The organism is Oerskovia douganii, from assembly GCF_015142735.1.
Classification (GTDB): Bacteria; Actinomycetota; Actinomycetes; order Actinomycetales; family Cellulomonadaceae; genus Oerskovia; species Oerskovia douganii.
Map to the genome: position 1 here is coordinate 45,261 of NZ_JACSPN010000014.1, position 17,946 is coordinate 63,206.

The following is a 17,946-nucleotide window of genomic DNA, read 5'->3' on the forward strand; positions in this document are numbered from 1 at the left end:
ACAGACTAGACTCGTCCGCGTGCGTCGTCTGCGCACTCCCCACTCCCATCCCGGGACGCCACTGCGCGTCCCGGCATGTTCCGGAAGGACTCTCTCCGTGCTCCGCACCCATACAGCCGGCTCCCTGCGGGCCGAGCAGATCGGTCAGACCGTCACCCTCACCGGTTGGGTCGACCGTCGCCGCGATCACGGTGGGGTGGCCTTCATCGACCTGCGCGACGCCTCGGGCATCGCCCAGGTCGTCATCCGTGACGAGGCGATCGCGCACCCGCTGCGCGCCGAGTTCGTGCTCCAGGTCACCGGTGAGGTCTCCCGGCGCCCCGAGGGCAACGAGAACAAGAACCTCCCCACGGGTGAGATCGAGGTCGTGGCGAGCGACGTCGTCGTGCTCAACGAGTCCGCGCCCCTACCCTTCCAGGTCTCCACGGCCCTCGAGGGCACCGAGGTCATCGGCGAGGAGGCGCGCCTCAAGCACCGCTACCTGGATCTGCGCCGCCCCACCCCGGCCCACGCCCTGCGCCTGCGCGCCAAGGCCAACCAGGCCGCGCGCCGCGTGCTCGACGAGCAGGACTTCGTCGAGATCGAGACCCCGACGCTGACGCGCTCGACCCCGGAGGGCGCTCGCGACTTCCTGGTCCCCGCGCGCCTGGCCCCGGGCTCCTGGTACGCCCTGCCGCAGTCCCCGCAACTGTTCAAGCAGCTGCTCATGGTCTCCGGCATGGAGCGCTACTACCAGATCGCCCGCTGCTACCGCGACGAGGACTTCCGCGCGGACCGTCAGCCGGAGTTCACCCAGCTCGACGTCGAGATGAGCTTCGTCGAGCAGGACGACGTGATCGCGCTGGGCGAGAAGATCCTCGTCGCGCTGTGGGACCTCATCGGGTACAAGATCCCCACGCCCATCCCGCGCATGACGTTCCACGACGCGATGCGCCTGTACGGCTCGGACAAGCCGGACCTGCGCTTCGGCAACCCGCTCGTGGAGCTCACGGACTACTTCAAGGACACCCCGTTCCGCGTCTTCCAGGCCGAGTACGTGGGCGCCGTCGTCATGGCGGGCGGGGCCTCGCAGCCGCGCCGCCAGTTCGACGCCTGGCAGGAGTGGGCCAAGCAGCGCGGGGCCAAGGGCCTGGCGTACGTGACGTTCCAGGAGGACGGCACCCTCGCTGGCCCGGTCGCCAAGAACCTCTCGGAGGCCGAGCGCGAGGGCCTGCGCGACGCGACCGGCGCACAGCCGGGCGACGCGGTGTTCTTCGCCGCGGGCAGGACCAACGAGTCGCGCGCCCTGCTGGGCGCTGCTCGTCAGGAGATCGCCAAGCGCACGGGGCAGATCGACGAGGACGCCTGGGCGTTCGTCTGGATCGTCGACGCCCCGCTGTTCAAGCCCACGGGTGAGGCCGCCGACGAGGGCGACGTCGCGCTGGGCAACTCGGCCTGGACCGCGGTGCACCACGCGTTCACGTCGCCCACGCCCGAGTGGATCGACACGTTCGAGCAGAACCCGGGCGAGGCGCTCGCGTACGCGTACGACATCGTGTGCAACGGCAACGAGATCGGCGGCGGCTCGATCCGTATCCACCGCCGCGACGTCCAGGAGCGCGTGTTCGCGGTCATGGGCATCGGCGAGGAGGAGGCCCAGGAGAAGTTCGGCTTCCTGCTCGACGCCTTCGCGTTCGGCGCCCCGCCGCACGGCGGCATCGCGTTCGGCTGGGACCGCATCGTGGCGCTGCTGACGAAGTCGGAGTCGATCCGCGACGTCATCGCGTTCCCCAAGTCGGGCGGCGGGTTCGACCCGCTGACGCAGGCGCCCGCGCCCATCACGGCGCAGCAGCGCAAGGAGGCGGGCGTCGACGCGAAGCCCAAGGCCGCGCCCGCGCCGGACCCAGCGGCGGAGGCCGCTGACGCTCCTGCCGCTGCCGGGAAGGCGTGAGCGCCCCGGACACCCGCACCCTCGCAACGACGCTGGGAGGCTCGACCGGTCTGACGGACCGGTGGGCCTCCCACCCGTTTGTCCTGGCGGACCTCGCGGAGTGGGACGTGCGCGGGGTGTGGCAGGACGAGCGGGCCTGCGTGCTGAGCGTGGCGGCGCCGGTCCCGGCCGGGACGGGTGCGGAGCCCGACGCCGCCGCTCACCTCCGCGAGGCCGTGGCCCTGTGGGGCGTGGGCTCGCCCGAGGGGACCGCGGCCCTGCTCGCGGACGCCGCTCGCTCCGGTGCGCTGGGGGAGCCCGTCGTGGCCGCGGGGCTGCCCCGCGGGACGCTGCGGGTCCTGGGGGACCGGTGCGCGGGCCAGGACCTGCCGGCGATCCTGCGCGAGCGCGACGAGCCGTCGGTCTCGACCTGGGACTTCCTCGCGACCCGCCGGGCCCCGGCCGCCCATCCGGGCGAGGAGCACGTCGAGGCCCTGACCGGACCGACCGTCGTGGCCGAGGTGCGCGCGTGCCTGGACACGGCGAACCCGCTCGCCGAGACGAGCCCCGAGGACCCGCTCACCCGGTGGTGGGGCTGGCGCGACCAGGACGGCGTGCTGCGCGGTGTGGTCGGCGCCCGGCAGGCGGCACCGGGTACGCCGTGGTCGCTGGGCAGCATCGCGACCGACCCCGCATGGCGCGGGCGGGGGATCGCCGCGGCGACCACGGCCGTCGTGACCCGGGCGGGGCTCACGGAGTCCGACTGGGTGACCCTGGGCATGTACGCCGACAACGACGCGGCCCGCAGGCTCTACACCAGGCTGGGATACGCCGTCGTGCAGGAGTTCGAGAGCCGCCACTGACGTCCCTGGCGCCGGGCGGGGTCAGGTGTCGCGGACGCCGTGCGTCCTCGACACCTGCCCCGCTCCCCGCGAGCACGCCCGGTGCGGGTCAGTGCGTGATCGAGAACCGCTCGTACAGCCACCTCAGGTGCTTGGGCGCCCACCAGTTGGCCCGGCCCAGGAGCGTCATGGTCGCGGGCACCAGCAGGATCCGCACGATCGTCGCGTCGATGAAGACCGCCACGGCCAGCGCGAACCCGACCTCCTTGATCACGAGCAGCTCGCCGAACACGAAGCCCGCGAAGACGACGATGATGATGGCCGCGGCCGACGTGATGATGCGCCCCGAGCGCTGCAGCCCCAGCCGCACCGCCTCGTCGTTCGACAGGCCCGCGTCGTGCAGCTCCTTGATGCGGGACAGCAGGAAGACCTCGTAGTCCATGGCCAGGCCGAACGCGAACGCGATGACGAGCGCCACGACGTACGTCTCGATGCCGCCCGCCGACGAGAAGTCGAGCACGCCCTCCAGGTGCCCGTCCTGGAAGACCCACACCAGCACGCCCAGCGACGCGGCGAGCGACAGCGCGTTCGTCAGGAGCGCCTTGACGGGGATCAGGACCGATCCCGTCATGAGGAACAGCAGCACGAACGTCGCGACCACCACGATCGCGACGGCCCACCACACCCGGTCGGCGAGCGCCGCCCGGAAGTCGACCTGACCCGCGGCCTGGCCCGTGACGTAGAACGCGAACCCGGGGTCCTGCGCGCGCAGCTCGTCGACGAGGGCGACGGCCTCGGGGCCGCCCGCGTCGTCGACGTCGAGGTGCACCCCGACGACAGCGTGGTCGGTGCCCACGGCGACCGCCGGGTCGACCCGCTCGACGTGCTCGAGGCCCGCGATCTCGTCGGCCCACGCCTGCGCGTCCTCGGTCGTGGAGTCCGTCACGACGCGCAGGTCGGGGCTCGCGGACGCGGGGAACTGGGCGGCGAGCTCGTCGACGAACTCGCGCTGGGGCGAGGACTCGGGCAGGAGCTCGATCCCCGAGTTGCGCATCTGCAGGCCGAGCACGGGCAGCGCGAGGACGACGAGCACGGCGACCGTCGCGACCATGACCCACACGGGGTGGCGCTGGACGCGGCCCGTGAGGCGGGAGAAGAAGCCCTCGTCGGACTGCACGTCGGCCGTGCGGGCCAGGACGGCGCGCAGCCCCGGGACCTTGCTCAGGACGCCGGGCCGGACGAGCCGGTGCCCCGCGAGGGCGAGCAGGGCGGGCACGAGGGTCATCGCGGTCGCCACCGCGATGAGGATGACCGCGAGCCCCGCGGCGCCGATGGCCCGCAGGATGTCGGGCTCGAACACCATGAGGCCCGCGATCGAGATCGCGACGGTCAGGGCCGAGAACGCGACCGTGCGCCCCGCGGTGGCCATGGTGCGCACGACGGCGGCGGTCACGTCCGCGTCGCGCCGGCGCGGACGACGCGTGGCGCGGGCCGTGGTGGCCGGGCCGGCCGTCACGGCCGGGTCGGCGCTCCCGGTCCGCGCGTCGTCGAGCGCGTGGAGCTCCTCGCGGAACCGGGACACGATGAGCAGCCCGTAGTCGATCGACAGGCCGAGCCCCAGCAGGGTCACGACGTTGACGACCGACGCGTCGATCGTCAGCACGTACGACAGGCCCAGGAGGACGCCGAGCCCTGCGCCGATCGACGCGACCGCTCCCGCCATGGGCATCGCGGCCGCGAGGAACCCGCCGAAGACCAGGACCATGACGAGCAGCGCGATGGGCAGGGCGATCATCTCGCCCGTCGTGAGGTCCTTCTCGACCTGGGACGTGATGGCCTCGACGATCAGGTCGTTGCTCGAGACAAGCCCGGTGGCGTCCGGGGCGACCTCGGCGAGGCCCGCGGGGACGGCCTCGAGGTGCTCGACGACGTCGGTCGCGGCCGCTGCCCGCGCCTCGTCGTCGAGGGCCGGGTCGAGCGTCACGGACAGCACGAACCCGTCACCGTCGGCCGCGACGAGCGACTGCCCGGCCTCGGTCCCGACCCCGCCCGGGACCACGAACGGGTCGACGACCGTCTCGACCCCGGCGATCGCGGCGAGGTCCTGGTGCACGGGCGCCATGGCCTCGGCGACGGCCGGGTCGGCGGGGTCGACCCCGCTCACCAGCAGGGAGACCGTCTCACCGGTCTCGTCCTGCTCGGTGAGGATCTGGGTCCCGCGCTCGCTCTGCGAGCCCGGGACCGAGGGCTCGCCCGTGGTCAGCCGGTCGAACAGGCTCTCGCCGTGGAGGCCGACCACGGCGAGGGCGAACCCGAGCGACGTGAGCACGACCCAGAGGGCGACGGTCAGGCGGGGACGGTGGGCGACGGCACGGCCAAGGCTCTCGAACACCCCGTCAGCATGGCACCTCGTCCGCGCGCCCGCCGGGGTGTGCACAGTGTGGGCGAGCCGTTCCCACGGAGCGCGACGGCAGGTGCGGGCGCGCCGTGCGGAAGGAGCCGTGTCGAGACCTGTCGGTGGTGGTGCGTAGGCTCGGAGCATGCTTCCCGGGATGGACCTGTTCGACGCCGCGACCTCCGGCACCCAAGGGACGCCCCGCCCCGGCCCCGGGGCACCGCTGGCCGTGCGCATGCGCCCGGCCGCCCTCGACGAGGTCGCGGGGCAGGAGCACCTGCTCGTCGCAGGCTCGCCGCTGCGTCGCCTCATCGAGGTCGACGGCCCGGGCGCCTCGCGGGCCGCCCCCGGTTCCGTCATCCTCTGGGGTCCGCCCGGGACGGGCAAGACGACCCTCGCGTACCTCATCGCCACGACCTCGGGCCGCCGCTTCGTCGAGCTCTCGGCCGTGACCGCGGGCGTCAAGGACGTGCGCCAGGTCATCGACGACGCCCGCCGCCGCCTCGCGACCGGCGGCGAGGAGACGGTCCTGTTCATCGACGAGGTCCACCGCTTCTCCAAGTCCCAGCAGGACGCGCTCCTGCCGAGCGTCGAGAACCGCTGGGTCACGCTCGTGGCCGCCACGACCGAGAACCCCAGCTTCTCGGTCAACTCCCCGCTGCTCTCGCGCTCGCTCCTGCTCACCCTCAAGCCCCTGACCGCCGACGACGTGCGCGCCCTGGTGCACCGGGCGCTCGTCGACGAGCGCGGCCTCGGCGGGTCCGTCACCCTCGCCGCGGAGGCCGAGGAGCACCTGGTCCGCCTCGCGGGCGGTGACGCCCGCAAGGCCCTGACCATCCTGGAGGCCGCGGCGGGCGCCGCGCTCTCCGAGGTCCCCGACGCCCCGGTCCCCACCACCGACCTGCCCGACGACGACGCACCGGAGGCGAGCGTCGCCGTCGGGCAGGCGGGGGAGCCGGACGCCCCCGGTACGGCCGGGTCGACGACCGTGCTCGTGGACCTCGAGACCATGGAGCGCGCGATCGACGTCGCCGCGGTGCGCTACGACCGCGACGGCGACCAGCACTACGACGTCACGAGCGCCTTCATCAAGTCCGTGCGCGGCTCCGACGTCGACGCGTCCCTGCACTACCTCGCGCGCATGATCGCCGCGGGCGAGGACCCGCGCTTCATCGCCCGGCGCATCGTCATCTCGGCCGCCGAGGACGTCGGCATGGCCGACCCCAGCGCCCTGCAGACCGCGGTCGCCGCGGCCCAGGCCGTCGCGCTCATCGGCATGCCCGAGGCCCGGATCATCCTCGCGGAGGCCGTCGTGCACCTCGCGACCGCGCCCAAGTCCAACGCGGCCTACCTCGGGATCGACGCGGCGCTCGCGGACGTGCGCGCGGGCAAGGTCGGCACGGTGCCCGCGCACCTGCGCGACGCCCACTACGCGGGGGCCAAGGAGCTGGGCCACGGCAAGGGGTACAGGTACGCGCACGACGCCCCGCACGCGGTCGCGCGCCAGCAGTACCTGCCCGACGTGCTGCAGGGCACCCGCTACTACACACCCTCGGACCGCGGGTTCGAGCGGTCCGTGACCGAGCGGCTCGAACGGATCCGGCAGATCCTCGGGGACTGAGCCCGGCGCGCTCGCCCGCCGCACCGGCCACCGCGCCCCGTGCGGTAGACTTCTCAGGTTGTCTCCGCCCGTCAGGGCAGTAGCAACCGCCTGGGACCTCGGCCCCGCAGCCCCGCACGTCACCCTCGGCCTCGCGTCGCAGGGTGCGGCATCCTCACGGATCGCGGCGGCTCATCGGCTGGTCCCGCACCCGGCAATCCGCACGGGTGTGACGTCAAGTACACACGACAGGACAGGAACACACTGTGTCTTCAGTGACTCGTTCGCGCCGCCAGGTTCGCCTGAGCCGCGCGCTGGGCCTCGCGCTCACGCCCAAGGCAGTCAAGCACTTCGAGAAGCGTCCCTACCCGCCCGGTGAGCACGGCCGCGCCCGTCGCCGCACCGAGTCGGACTACGCGGTGCGTCTTCGTGAGAAGCAGCGTCTGCGTGCCCAGTACGCGCTCCGCGAGAAGCAGATGGCTCGCGCCTACGAGGACGCTCGCAAGGACGCCGGTCTGACCGGTGAGGCCATGGTCGAGAACCTCGAGATGCGTCTCGACGCGCTCGTGCTGCGTTCGGGCTTCGCCCGCACCATCCTGCAGGCGCGCCAGGCCGTCGGCCACCGCCACATCCTCGTCGACGGCAAGATCGTCGACCGCCCCTCGTTCAAGGTCAAGCCGGGTCAGACGATCCAGGTCAAGCCGAAGAGCCAGGCCACCACGCCGTTCCAGGTCGCCGCTGCCGGTGCGCACCGCGACGTCCTGCCGGCCGTCCCGGCCTACCTCGACGTCCAGCTCGAGAAGCTGAGCGCCGTCCTCGTGCGTCGCCCCAAGCGCGCAGAGGTCCCCGTGACCTGCGAGGTCCAGCTCGTCGTCGAGTACTACGCTCGCTGATTCCTCGTGCGCGGCTGGTGCCGCGTGCTGTGCACGAACGCCTCGCTCACCGCTTCGACGGGGAGCGGGGCGTTCGTGCATCCGGGTAAGGTTTCGCGAGGCGTGGCTGTCGCGTCGCGCCGTCGAAGGAGGAGCAGGAGATGTCCGTAGGAGACGTGGCCGGGCTGATCGCCGCCATCGCGTTCGTGCTGCTGGTCGGGGTCCTCGCGGTCCCTCTGGTCAAGCTCGGCCGGGTGCTCGACGAGGCCAGGGCGAGCATCAAGGAGGTCACGGACCACTCGGTGCCCATCCTCGACGAGGCCGCGACGACGGTCGCCACGACCAACAGCCAGCTCGTCAAGGTCGACACGATCACGACGTCCGCCGCCCAGGTCAGCGAGAACGTCTCTGCCCTCACGGGCCTGTACGCGGCGACCTTCGGGGCTCCGCTCGTCAAGGTCGCGGCCTTCACCTACGGCGTGCGCCAGGCGTTCGCCCGGGCCTCCGGTCGTGCGGGCTCCGGACCGCGGACCGGTCGCTGATGCGCCGCGTCTTCTGGGTCGGCGTCGGCGTCGCGATCACCGTGGTGATCGTGGTCAAGGGGCGGCAGGTCGTCGCACGCTACGCGCCCGCGTCGCTCGTCGACCAGGCGACGGACCAGGTCAACTCGCTCGGGGAGAAGGCCACGGGGTTCGCGCGGACCTTCCGCGAGGAGTTCCGGGTCGCTCGCGACGCACGGGAGGCCGAGCTGCTCGCGTCCCTGCTCGCCGAGGGCCAGCCCCACCCCGACGACGTGCGCGCGGCTCGCGCGGCGCGCCGCGACCGTGCGGGGGAGCCCGGCGTCGACGACGACGAGGACCTCCTCGGGTACTCGTTCTACTGATCTACCTCCCGGGCCTCTCCGCCCCGTCCCGACGCACCGCGCCGGGACGGGAGGGAAGCAGGTCGGGAACATACTTGTTCTAGCCGGTGTCGCCCGCGTCCAGCGGCGCGCCCCGGGCCGTTCCATCACCGACTTCCGAAGGACATCATGCGTACCGCCGAGATCCGCAAGCGTTGGCTCGACTACTTCGCCGCCCAGGACCACACCGTCGTGCCCTCGGCGTCGCTGATCTCGCCGGACCCCTCGACCCTGTTCACCATCGCGGGCATGGTGCCCTTCATCCCGTACATGACGGGCGAGCAGACGGCGCCGTGGGCCCGTGCGACGAGCGTGCAGAAGTGCGTGCGCACCCTCGACATCGACGACGTGGGCAAGACGACGCGCCACGGCACGTTCTTCCAGATGAACGGCAACTTCTCGTTCGGCGACTACTTCAAGGAAGGTGCCATCACCTACGCCTGGGACCTCATCACGCGGTCGCAGGACGAGGGCGGGTACGGCATCCCCGAGGACAAGATCTGGGTCACCGTCTTCCACGAGGACGACGAGGCGCGCCAGCTCTGGAAGAAGATCGCCGGTCTGCCGGACGAGCGCATCCAGGGCCTCGGCATGGGACCCAACTACTGGTCCACGGGAGCCCGTGGGCCCGCAGGTCCGTGCTCGGAGATCTTCTACGACCGCGGCCCGGCCTACGGCCCCGACGGCGGCCCGGCGGTCGACCTCGCGGGCGACCGGTTCCTGGAGATCTGGAACCTCGTCTTCATGCAGTACGAGCGCGGGGACGGCGGGACCAAGGAGTCCTTCCCCATCCTGGGCGAGCTCACCAAGAAGAACATCGACACCGGCATGGGCCTCGAGCGCGTCGCGTTCGTCCTGCAGGGCGTCGACAACATGTACGAGATCGACGAGGTCTTCCCCGTCATCGCCGCGGCCCAGGAGCTGTCCGGCAAGCGCTACGGCGCCGACACCGACGACGACGTGCGCATGCGCGTGGTCGCCGACCACGTCCGCTCGGCGCTCATGATCATCAGCGACGGCGTGCGACCCTCGAACGAGGGGCGCGGCTACGTGCTGCGCCGTCTGCTGCGCCGCTCGGTGCGCGCGATGCGCCTGCTGGGTGTCGAGGACCCCGCGCTGCCCCAGCTCTTCCCCGTCTCTCGCGATGCCATGCAGGCCTCCTACCCGGAGGTCGGCGCGGACTTCGAACGCATCTCGCAGATCGCCTATGCCGAGGAGGAGGCGTTCCGCCGCACCCTGACCTCGGGCACGACGATCCTGGACACCGCGGTCGCGGCCGCCAAGACCACGGCCGGGGCGGGCAGCACGCCCGTCCTGCCCGGTGACCAGGCGTTCGCCCTGCACGACACGTACGGCTTCCCGATCGACCTGACCCTCGAGATGGCTGCCGAGCAGGGTGTCCAGGTCGACGAGAAGGCGTTCCGCGCCCTCATGCAGGAGCAGCGCACGCGCGCTCGTGCCGACGCGCTCGCCAAGCGCACGGGCGGGGTCGACACCGCGGCCTACGAGACGCTGCAGAGCGAGCTCGCGCGTCCCGTCGAGTTCCTCGGCTACACCGACGCCACGGCGTCGGTCAACGTCGTGGGCCTCCTGGTCGACGGCGTGCCCTCCCCGGCAGCGACGGCCCCGGCCGACGTCGAGGTCGTGCTCGACCGCACGCCGTTCTACGCCGAGGCCGGTGGCCAGCTCGCCGACCACGGCACGATCGTGCTCGACGGCGGCGCGACCATCGAGGTCGACGACGTGCAGCGCCCCATCAAGGGCTTCTCCGTCCACCGCGGGCGCCTCGTCGAGGGCGTCGTGGCGCTGGGGGACCCCGGCACCGCGCAGATCGACACGGCCCGCCGCAAGGCGATCAGCCGCGCCCACACCGCGACGCACATGATCCACAAGTCCATCCAGGAGGCCCTGGGCAAGGACGCGACGCAGGCGGGCTCGGAGAACGCGCCGAGCCGCATCCGCTTCGACTTCCGCGCCTCGAGCGCGGTGCCCGCGGGGGTGCTCGCCGAGGTCGAGGAGCGCGTCAACACCCAGCTCGCCGAGAACCTCGAGGTCACGGACCAGGTCATGCCCATCGCCGAGGCCAGGGCGCTCGGCGCCATGGCACTGTTCGGCGAGAAGTACGGCGACCAGGTGCGTGTGGTCTCGATCGGCGGCGACTGGTCGCGCGAGCTGTGCGCGGGCACGCACGTCAAGCAGTCGGGCCAGCTGGGCCTGGTGACGCTGCTCGGCGAGTCCTCGATCGGCTCGGGCGTGCGGCGCGTCGACGCGCTCGTCGGCGACGGTGCGTACGGCTTCCAGGCCAAGGAGCACGCGCTCGTGGGACAGCTCACGGGGCTGCTCAACGTGCGCACCGAGGAGCTGCCGGACCGGGTGGGCTCGCTCGTCTCGCGGCTGCGCGAGGCGGAGAAGGAGCTGGCGGCACTGCGCCAGGCCCAGCTCCTCGCCCAGGCGTCGAGCCTCTCCGCGGGGGCCGAGTCCGTGGGCTCCGCGCGCGTCGTGGTGCACGACGCCGGTGAGGTCGCCTCGGCCGACGACCTGCGCGCTCTCGCCCTCGACGTGCGCGGCCGCCTGGCCGACTCCGCGCCGAGCGTCGTCGCCGTCGGTGGCGTCAGCAAGGGACGTCCTCAGGTCGTCATCGTGACCAACGCGCCGGCCCGTGAGGCCGGCCTGCGCGCGGGCGCCCTCGCGAAGAAGGCGTCGGGCGTGCTCGGCGGCGGCGGCGGCGGCAAGGACGACATGGCCCAGGGCGGCGGCACGGACGTGTCCGCCCTGCCCGCTGCCCTCACGGGCATCCGCGACGACGTCGCCTCGGCGCTCTGAGCCCGCACCCGATGACCGTCGACGACCACCAGGCGGGCGCCCCTCTCCCGAGGGGCGCCCGCCTGGGCGTCGACGTGGGCAGCGTGCGCGTCGGGCTCGCCGCGAGCGACCCCGACGGCCTGATCGCGACCCCCGTCGAGACCCTTCCGCGGGACATGAAGACCGTCCCCTCCGGCCCCGACACGCCGTCGGGCACGTTCCCGGCCGACGTCGCACGGATCGCGGCGGAAGTGGAGGAACGCGGTGCACGTGTGGTGTACATCGGGCTTCCTCGACACCTTTCCGGCGCGGAGGGTGCCGCCACCCAGGCCGCACGTGCGTACGCTGGACTGGTGGCACGTGCCGTCGCACCGGTCCCGGTGCACCTCGTCGACGAACGCATGACGACCGTGAGCGCCCACCAGGCGCTGCGGGCCTCGGGGCGCGCCGGGCGCAAGCAGCGCTCTGTCGTCGACCAGGCGGCGGCAGTTATCATCCTCCAGACCGCTCTGGACCGCGAGCGGAGCGCGGGGGCGCGTGCTGGAGAGTTCGTAGAACGTTGATCGTTGCGTCGTGGCAAGGACCGCCGCGCGCACACCCGTCAGGAGGCAGCCTCCCGTGACCGACCTATTCGACCGCCCGCCGGTGCAGCAGCAACCACCGTCCCGGGCGTCCCGTTCGGGGAGCCGAGACCGTCGAGCCGCGAAGAAGCGCGCGCAGCGCAGGCGCCGTCGCGCGCTGATCATCGTGCTCGCCCTGGCCCTGGTCGGAGGGGCCGGTTTCTACCTGGTGACCAACGCGTCGAACCTCCTGGGGTTCGAGAACCCCTTCAGCGCCTCGGACTACGAGGGGCAGGGCACGGACCCGGTCGAGGTGACGATCGACCAGGGCTCGACCGGGACGGACATGGGTCAGGTGCTCCTCGACGCGGGGGTCGTGAAGTCGGTCAACGCGTTCGTCGAGGCCTACAAGGCGACTCCTGAGGCGAGCTCGATCCAGCCGGGAAACTACACGCTGCTCACCGAGATGAAGGCTTCGGCCGCGGTCTCGCTCCTGCTCTCCAAGGAGGCGAAGAACGAGCTCAAGCTGACGATCCCCGAGGGGTTCACCAAGGCGCAGGTCATCGACCGCGCCGTGTCGGTGACCGGCAAGCCCAAGGAAGAGTTCGACGCAGCGATGGCGGACCCTGCGGCGCTGGGCCTGCCGGCCGAGGCCGGAGGCAACTTCGAAGGCTGGCTCGCTCCGAGTACCTACATCCTCGAGCCGAGCGACACCGCGGAGACCATCCTGGCAAACATGGTGGTGACGACCATCAGCAACCTCGACTCGTTGGGCGTCGCACCGGCTGACCGTCAGACGGTCATCATCAAGGGGTCGCTGGTGGAGCGCGAGGGCATCTCGCTCGAGCAGTTCGGCAAGGTTGCCCGCGTGATCGAGAACCGCCTGGCGGTCGGCGAGCCACTGAGTCTCGACGCGATCGACTCCTACGGCCGGGGGAAGAAGTCCTCGGAGATCACGACCCAGGAGTTCCAGGACAAGTCCTTCCCGTACGCGTCTCGTGTCAACAAGGGGCTCCCGCCCACCCCGATCGGGAGCCCGGGGATCGCTGCGTTGACCGCGGTCGTCAGTCCCACCGAAGGTGACTGGCTGTGGTACGTCACCGTCAACCTCGACACGGGCGAGACGAAGTTCACGAACAACTACAACGAGTTCGTGAGGTTCAAGAGAGAGTTCAAGGCTTGGGAAGCGGAGCAGGACGGATGACGCCTCGGCGCGCCGCCGTCCTCGGCCACCCCGTGGCCCACTCGCTCTCACCCGTCCTGCACTCCGCGGCGTACCGCGCGCTGGGGCTGGACGGGTGGGAGTACACGGCGGTCGACGTGACCGAGGAGCAGCTGGGCGGCTTCGTCGAGGGCCTCGACGAGAGCTGGGCCGGGTTGAGCCTGACCATGCCGCTCAAGCAGGTCGTGCTCGACCTGCTCGACCACGTCGAGCCGCTCGCCGGCGTCGTGGGGGCGGTCAACACGGTCCTGCTCCAACCCACGGGCTCCGGACGGACCCTGGTCGGGGCCAACACGGACGTCCACGGTCTGGTCGCGGCGCTGCGCGAGGGACTGGGCAGCGGTCCGGGGGAGCGGCCCGTCGGGTCGGCGCTCGTGCTGGGAGCGGGTGCGACGGCGGCCTCGACCCTGGCCGCGCTCGCCGAGCTCGGCTGCGCCTCCCCGACCGTCCTGGTGCGTTCGCTCGCGCGCACGGGCGGCCTGCAGCGGGCCGCGCACCGCATGGGCGTCACCCCGCGCTTCGAGATCCTGGACCCGGCCTCGCCCCTCGTGGCGCAGGTCGACGTCGTCGTCTCGACCTTGCCGTCGCGGGCGGCGGACCCGGTCGCGGATGCGCTCGCCGGGCAGGCCGCGGCCGGGGCCGCGGCGCCCCGTGGTGTCCTGCTCGACGTGGTCTACGACCCGCGCCCCACCGCGTTGTCCCGTACCTGGTCGCAGGCAGGAGGGACGGTCGTGGGCGGTGAACGCATGCTGCTGCACCAGGCCGCCGAGCAGGTGCGCCTCATGACGGGGCAGGTCGCGCCCCTGGCGGCCATGGCCGAGGCCCTCGAGGCGGCCCTCCTGCCCAGCGTCACCCGGTCCTGAGCGCGGAGTGCCGAGGGCCCTGACCCGGGACGCACGTCGTCCCGGGTCAGCCCAGCAGCAGCGCCTCGCCGAGCACACCGGGCCCGTGCACGGCGCCGACCAGCGCCCCCACGAGCATGAACGGCCCGAACGGGATCGCCGTGCGGCGATCCGCCCGCCTCGTCGCGAGCAGCGCGACGGCGGCCGTCCCGCCGAGCACGAACGCCGCGAACGTCCCCACGGCGAGCTCTGGCCACCCGCACCACCCCAGGTAGGCACCCAGCAGCCCTGCGAGCTTGACGTCGCCGAACCCGAGACCGGCCGGGACGAGGGCCATCGCGAAGTACGCGCAGCAGAGCGTCAGCCCGCCGACCAGGGCACGGACGAGCGCGCCGGCGTCGGGTGCGAGGAAGCTCGCAGCGCCCAGCAGGAGCGCGAGGACCGGGTACGACGGCAGGACGAGCGCGTCGGGCAGGCGGTGCGTGCGCGCGTCGATCACCGCGAGCGCCGAACCCACGACCGCGAGGTGGACGGTCGCGGGCGCGAGGCCGACCGGCAGGCCCGCCGCCAGCGTCCCCGCGACCGCCACGGGCACGGCCACCGACGTCACGGCGAGGACTGTGCGTCGGTGCGGCCCGACCTCGGCCCGGGCGCGCGACCAGGCCCGTCCCGCGCGACCGCCCGACCGCCCGCCGGCACGCACACCGCGCGCCGCGTCCTCGTCCGCCGCCGTCCACCGGTCCCCGCCCCCTGCGCTCGTCACGGCGCGAACGTAGCGCAGCGGGCGCTGCGGCCGGGCGTCGTCCACAGAGCTGGACGGCCTGGAGGGGCGACGGGCTCGGTCACCGGCCCGCGGTGCCGGTCCGCACTGCGGTCGGGTTCGGGGACGCGCCGGGCGGCGTGGGAGGATTCTCCTCATGCTTCGTTGGTTGACATCGGGTGAGTCGCACGGTCCGGCGCTGGTCGGCATCCTGGAAGGGCTGCCCGCAGGGGTCGAGCTCGTGACGAAGGACGTGCAGGACGCGCTCGCGCGCCGCCGCCTCGGCTACGGGCGAGGCGCGCGCATGAAGTTCGAGCAGGACGAGGTCCGCATCCTCGCGGGTCTGCGCCTGGGCCTGACCCAGGGCGGCCCGCTCGCGATCGAGATCGGCAACACCGAGTGGCCCAAGTGGGTCGACGTCATGAGCGCGGACCCCGTGCCCGCCGAGGCGCTGCAGGTCGACGCCGGGACGGGGGACGTCCGCGAGATCGCCCGCAACCGCCCGCTCACGCGCCCACGTCCCGGGCACGCGGACCTGATCGGGATGCGCAAGTACGCGTTCGACGACGCCCGCCCCGTCCTGGAGCGTGCCTCGGCGCGCGAGACCGCGACCCGCGTCGCGCTCGGCGTGGCCGCGGCGAAGTTCCTCGAGCAGGCCGTCGGGATCCGCCTGGTCTCGCACGTCGTGGGCATCGGCACGGTCGACGTCCCCGAGGACGCGGCGCTCCCGGCGCCCGACGACGTCGCGCGCCTCGACGCGGACCCGGTGCGCTGCTTCGACCCCGCGAGCTCCGCGGCGATGGTCGCCGAGATCGACGAGTGCCACAAGGACGGCGACACCCTGGGCGGTGTGGTCGAGGTCCTGGCCTACGGAGTCCCGTCCGGGCTCGGCACCTACGTGCAGTCCGACCGCCGCCTCGACGCGCGGCTCGCGGCCGTGCTCATGGGGATCCAGGCCATCAAGGGCGTCGAGGTCGGCGACGGCTTCCGCACCGCGCGCCGCCGCGGCTCGCAGGCGCACGACGAGATCGTGCGCGGCGAGGACGGTCACCTGCACCGCCTGAGCAACCGTGCGGGCGGCATCGAGGGTGGCATGTCCAACGGCGAGGTGCTGCGCGTGCGCGCAGCCATGAAGCCCATCTCGACCGTGCCCCGCGCGCTCGCGACGGTCGACGTCGCGACGGGCGAGCCCGCCAAGGCCCAGCACCAGCGCTCGGACGTGTGCGCCGTTCCGCCCGCGGCCGTCGTCGCCGAGGCCATGGTCGCCCTGGTCCTCGCCGAGGCCGTCCTGGAGAAGTTCGGCGGCGACTCGGTCTCCGAGGTCCGCCGCAACGTCGAGGGCTACCTGGCCTCGGTGCCCGAGCTGCTGCGCTGAGATGACCACGAGCACCGGCCCCCGCGTCGTCCTCATCGGCCCTCCCGGCAGCGGCAAGTCCACCGTCGCGAGCGTCCTGTCCCACCGCCTCGGCCTGGTCGCCCGCGACACCGACACCGACGTGGAGGTCCTCGCGGGCAAGTCCGTCGCGGACGTCTTCCTCGAGGACGGCGAGCCGCACTTCCGGGACCTGGAGCGTGAGGCCGTGACGCAGGCGCTCGCGGTCCACGAGGGGGTGCTCGCCCTGGGAGGCGGCGCCGTCCTCGACGAGCACTCCCAGACCGCGCTGGAGGCGTACTCGGCCGCGGGGGGCGTCGTGGTGTTCCTCGACGTCTCCCTGGCGCACGCCGGCCCGCGGGTCGGGTTCAACCAGGCGCGTCCCCTCCTGCTGGGGAACCCCCGGGCCAAGTGGCAGGCGCTCATGGAGCAGCGCCGTCCCGTCTACGAGCGGCTCGCCACGGTGCGGGTCCTGACGGACGCGCGCACGCCCGGCCAGGTGGCGCACGAGATCGAAGCAGCACTCGGCGGCGCGTCCACGGACGTCCCGGCCGACCAGACGAGGAGCGAGCAGTGAACGACCAGCAGACGACCGCGACCGACGGGCCGTCGGCCGGCAGCGCCGGTGCCCACGGACCGGCGAAGGCCCGGCCCGCGACCCAGGCGCGGGTGCGTGTCGAGGGTGCGCAGCCCTACGACGTCCTGATCGGGCGCCACCTCCTCGGCGAGCTGCCGTCGCTGCTCGGCCCGGACGTGCGCCGGGTCCTCGTCATCCACCCGGCCGCGCTCGCAGCCTCGGCCGACACGGTCCGCGAGGACCTCCTCGCGGTCGGCTACGAGGCGTACATCGCGGAGGTCCCCGACGCCGAGGAGGCCAAGACCGCCCAGGTGGCCGCGTTCCTGTGGCAGGTCCTCGGGCAGGCGGACTTCACGCGCAGCGACGCGATCGTGTCGGTGGGCGGGGGCGCCACGACCGACCTCGCGGGCTTCGTCGCCGCGACGTGGCTGCGGGGCATCAAGGTCGTGCACGTCCCGACGACGCTGCTCGCCATGGTCGACGCCGCGGTGGGCGGCAAGACCGGCATCAACACGGCCGAGGGCAAGAACCTCGTGGGTGCGTTCCACCCGCCCGCGGGCGTGCTGTGCGACGTCGCGGCCCTCGAGTCGCTGCCCAGGTTCGACTTCGTCGCGGGGCTCGCGGAGATCGTCAAGACGGGCTTCATCGCGGACCCGCGCATCCTCGAGCTCGTCGAGGACAACACCGAGGAGCTCAAGAGCTGGGGCGGCGCGGAGGTCCCCGCGTCGACGTGGGCCGTGGTGGTCGAGCTCATCGAGCGCTCGGTCGCGGTCAAGGCACGCGTCGTGGGCGAGGACCTCAAGGAGGCCGGGCTGCGCGAGATCCTCAACTACGGCCACACCCTGGGCCACGCGGTCGAGCTCACCGAGCGGTACGCGTGGCGCCACGGTGCCGCCGTGTCCGTGGGGATGGTGTTCGCGGCCGAGCTCTCGCGCCTCGCGGGGCGCCTCGACGACGAGACCGTGGACCGGCACCGCGAGATCCTCGGCGGACTCGGCCTGCCGCTGACCTACCGCGGCGACCGCTGGGAGCAGCTCCTGTCCGCGATGCGTCGCGACAAGAAGTCGCGCGGCGACATGCTGCGTTTCGTGGTGCTCGACGGCCTGGCCAAGCCCGGCCGGCTCGAGGGCCCGGACCCGGCGCTGCTCGCGGCCGCGTACGCCGAGATCTCGATCGACGCGCCCCGTGGTGGGCCGATCGCGCTCTGACGCGCCGCCGTCGGGCATCCTGCGATGCCACGGCCCGCCCCCACCGACCGGTGAGGGCGGGCCGTCCGCGTGCGAGGGACGTGG

At 72.9% G+C, this 17,946-nt stretch carries 15 protein-coding genes; 13 read left to right on the plus strand and 2 right to left on the minus strand.

Annotated features, from left to right (window positions below):
• The first annotated feature begins 97 nt into the window (after positions 1 to 97).
• The gene (gene aspS, locus H9623_RS11595; RefSeq protein WP_193720198.1) at positions 98 to 1,930 is read left to right on the plus strand and encodes an aspartate--tRNA ligase; all 1,833 of its coding nucleotides are present in this window, start codon (positions 98 to 100) and stop codon (positions 1,928 to 1,930) included.
• Positions 1,927 to 2,772: a GNAT family N-acetyltransferase gene (locus tag H9623_RS20025; protein WP_193720199.1), complete on the plus strand. Its 846-nt coding sequence runs from the start codon at positions 1,927 to 1,929 to the stop codon at positions 2,770 to 2,772. The genes aspS and H9623_RS20025 overlap by 4 nt, the downstream gene beginning before the upstream one ends.
• An 88-nt stretch (positions 2,773 to 2,860) precedes the next feature.
• Here H9623_RS20025 and H9623_RS11605 read toward each other — a convergent pair whose 3' ends face one another.
• Positions 2,861 to 5,143 carry an MMPL family transporter gene (locus H9623_RS11605; RefSeq protein ID WP_321575418.1) on the minus strand — a complete coding sequence of 761 codons (2,283 nt, stop codon included), beginning with the start codon at positions 5,141 to 5,143 and terminating at the stop codon, positions 2,861 to 2,863.
• A 160-nt stretch (positions 5,144 to 5,303) separates the two neighbouring features.
• Between H9623_RS11605 and H9623_RS11610 the strand changes: the two genes are divergently transcribed.
• From H9623_RS11610 to H9623_RS11645, 8 genes are all read left to right on the plus strand, one after another.
• Positions 5,304 to 6,767, plus strand: a complete 1,464-nt coding sequence (locus H9623_RS11610) for a replication-associated recombination protein A (RefSeq protein WP_193720257.1) — start codon at positions 5,304 to 5,306, stop codon at positions 6,765 to 6,767.
• 245 nt (positions 6,768 to 7,012) lie between these two features.
• On the plus strand, positions 7,013 to 7,639 hold the full coding sequence (gene rpsD, locus H9623_RS11615) for a 30S ribosomal protein S4 (protein WP_193720201.1): 627 nt from the start codon (positions 7,013 to 7,015) through the stop codon (positions 7,637 to 7,639).
• Positions 7,640 to 7,779: 140 nt separating this feature from the next.
• Entirely contained in the window at positions 7,780 to 8,160 is a 381-nt protein-coding gene (locus H9623_RS11620; protein WP_193720202.1) for a DUF948 domain-containing protein, read from the plus strand.
• Positions 8,160 to 8,501, plus strand: coding sequence for a hypothetical protein (locus H9623_RS11625; protein WP_193720203.1), 342 nt, complete (start codon positions 8,160 to 8,162; stop codon positions 8,499 to 8,501). The genes H9623_RS11620 and H9623_RS11625 overlap by 1 nt, the downstream gene beginning before the upstream one ends.
• A gap of 147 nt (positions 8,502 to 8,648) precedes the next feature.
• Positions 8,649 to 11,342: an alanine--tRNA ligase gene (gene alaS, locus H9623_RS11630; RefSeq protein ID WP_193720204.1), complete on the plus strand. Its 2,694-nt coding sequence runs from the start codon at positions 8,649 to 8,651 to the stop codon at positions 11,340 to 11,342.
• An 11-nt stretch (positions 11,343 to 11,353) separates the two neighbouring features.
• Entirely contained in the window at positions 11,354 to 11,884 is a 531-nt protein-coding gene (ruvX, locus tag H9623_RS11635) for a Holliday junction resolvase RuvX (RefSeq protein WP_193720205.1), read from the plus strand.
• A 55-nt stretch (positions 11,885 to 11,939) separates the two neighbouring features.
• On the plus strand, positions 11,940 to 13,085 hold the full coding sequence (mltG, locus tag H9623_RS11640; protein ID WP_193720206.1) for an endolytic transglycosylase MltG: 1,146 nt from the start codon (positions 11,940 to 11,942) through the stop codon (positions 13,083 to 13,085).
• Complete coding sequence (locus H9623_RS11645; protein ID WP_193720207.1) at positions 13,082 to 13,966, plus strand: shikimate dehydrogenase; 885 nt, start codon at positions 13,082 to 13,084, stop codon at positions 13,964 to 13,966. Before mltG ends, H9623_RS11645 begins: the two co-directional genes overlap by 4 nt.
• A 46-nt stretch (positions 13,967 to 14,012) precedes the next feature.
• Here H9623_RS11645 and H9623_RS11650 read toward each other — a convergent pair whose 3' ends face one another.
• Positions 14,013 to 14,708 (minus strand): prepilin peptidase, encoded by a 696-nt coding sequence (locus tag H9623_RS11650; RefSeq protein ID WP_193720208.1) that lies wholly within the window; start codon positions 14,706 to 14,708, stop codon positions 14,013 to 14,015.
• 154 nt (positions 14,709 to 14,862) lie between these two features.
• On the opposite strand from H9623_RS11650, the gene aroC reads away from it, so the two are divergent.
• Genes aroC through aroB form a run of 3 tightly spaced genes read left to right on the plus strand, consistent with a single transcriptional unit; the run spans position 14,863 to position 17,862 of the window.
• Entirely contained in the window at positions 14,863 to 16,080 is a 1,218-nt protein-coding gene (aroC, locus tag H9623_RS11655; protein WP_193720209.1) for a chorismate synthase, read from the plus strand.
• 1 nt (position 16,081) lies between these two features.
• The gene (locus tag H9623_RS11660; RefSeq protein WP_193720210.1) at positions 16,082 to 16,654 is read left to right on the plus strand and encodes a shikimate kinase; all 573 of its coding nucleotides are present in this window, start codon (positions 16,082 to 16,084) and stop codon (positions 16,652 to 16,654) included.
• The gene (aroB, locus tag H9623_RS11665; protein WP_407671902.1) at positions 16,651 to 17,862 is read left to right on the plus strand and encodes a 3-dehydroquinate synthase; all 1,212 of its coding nucleotides are present in this window, start codon (positions 16,651 to 16,653) and stop codon (positions 17,860 to 17,862) included. The genes H9623_RS11660 and aroB overlap by 4 nt, the downstream gene beginning before the upstream one ends.
• The last annotated feature ends 84 nt before the right edge of the window (positions 17,863 to 17,946 follow it).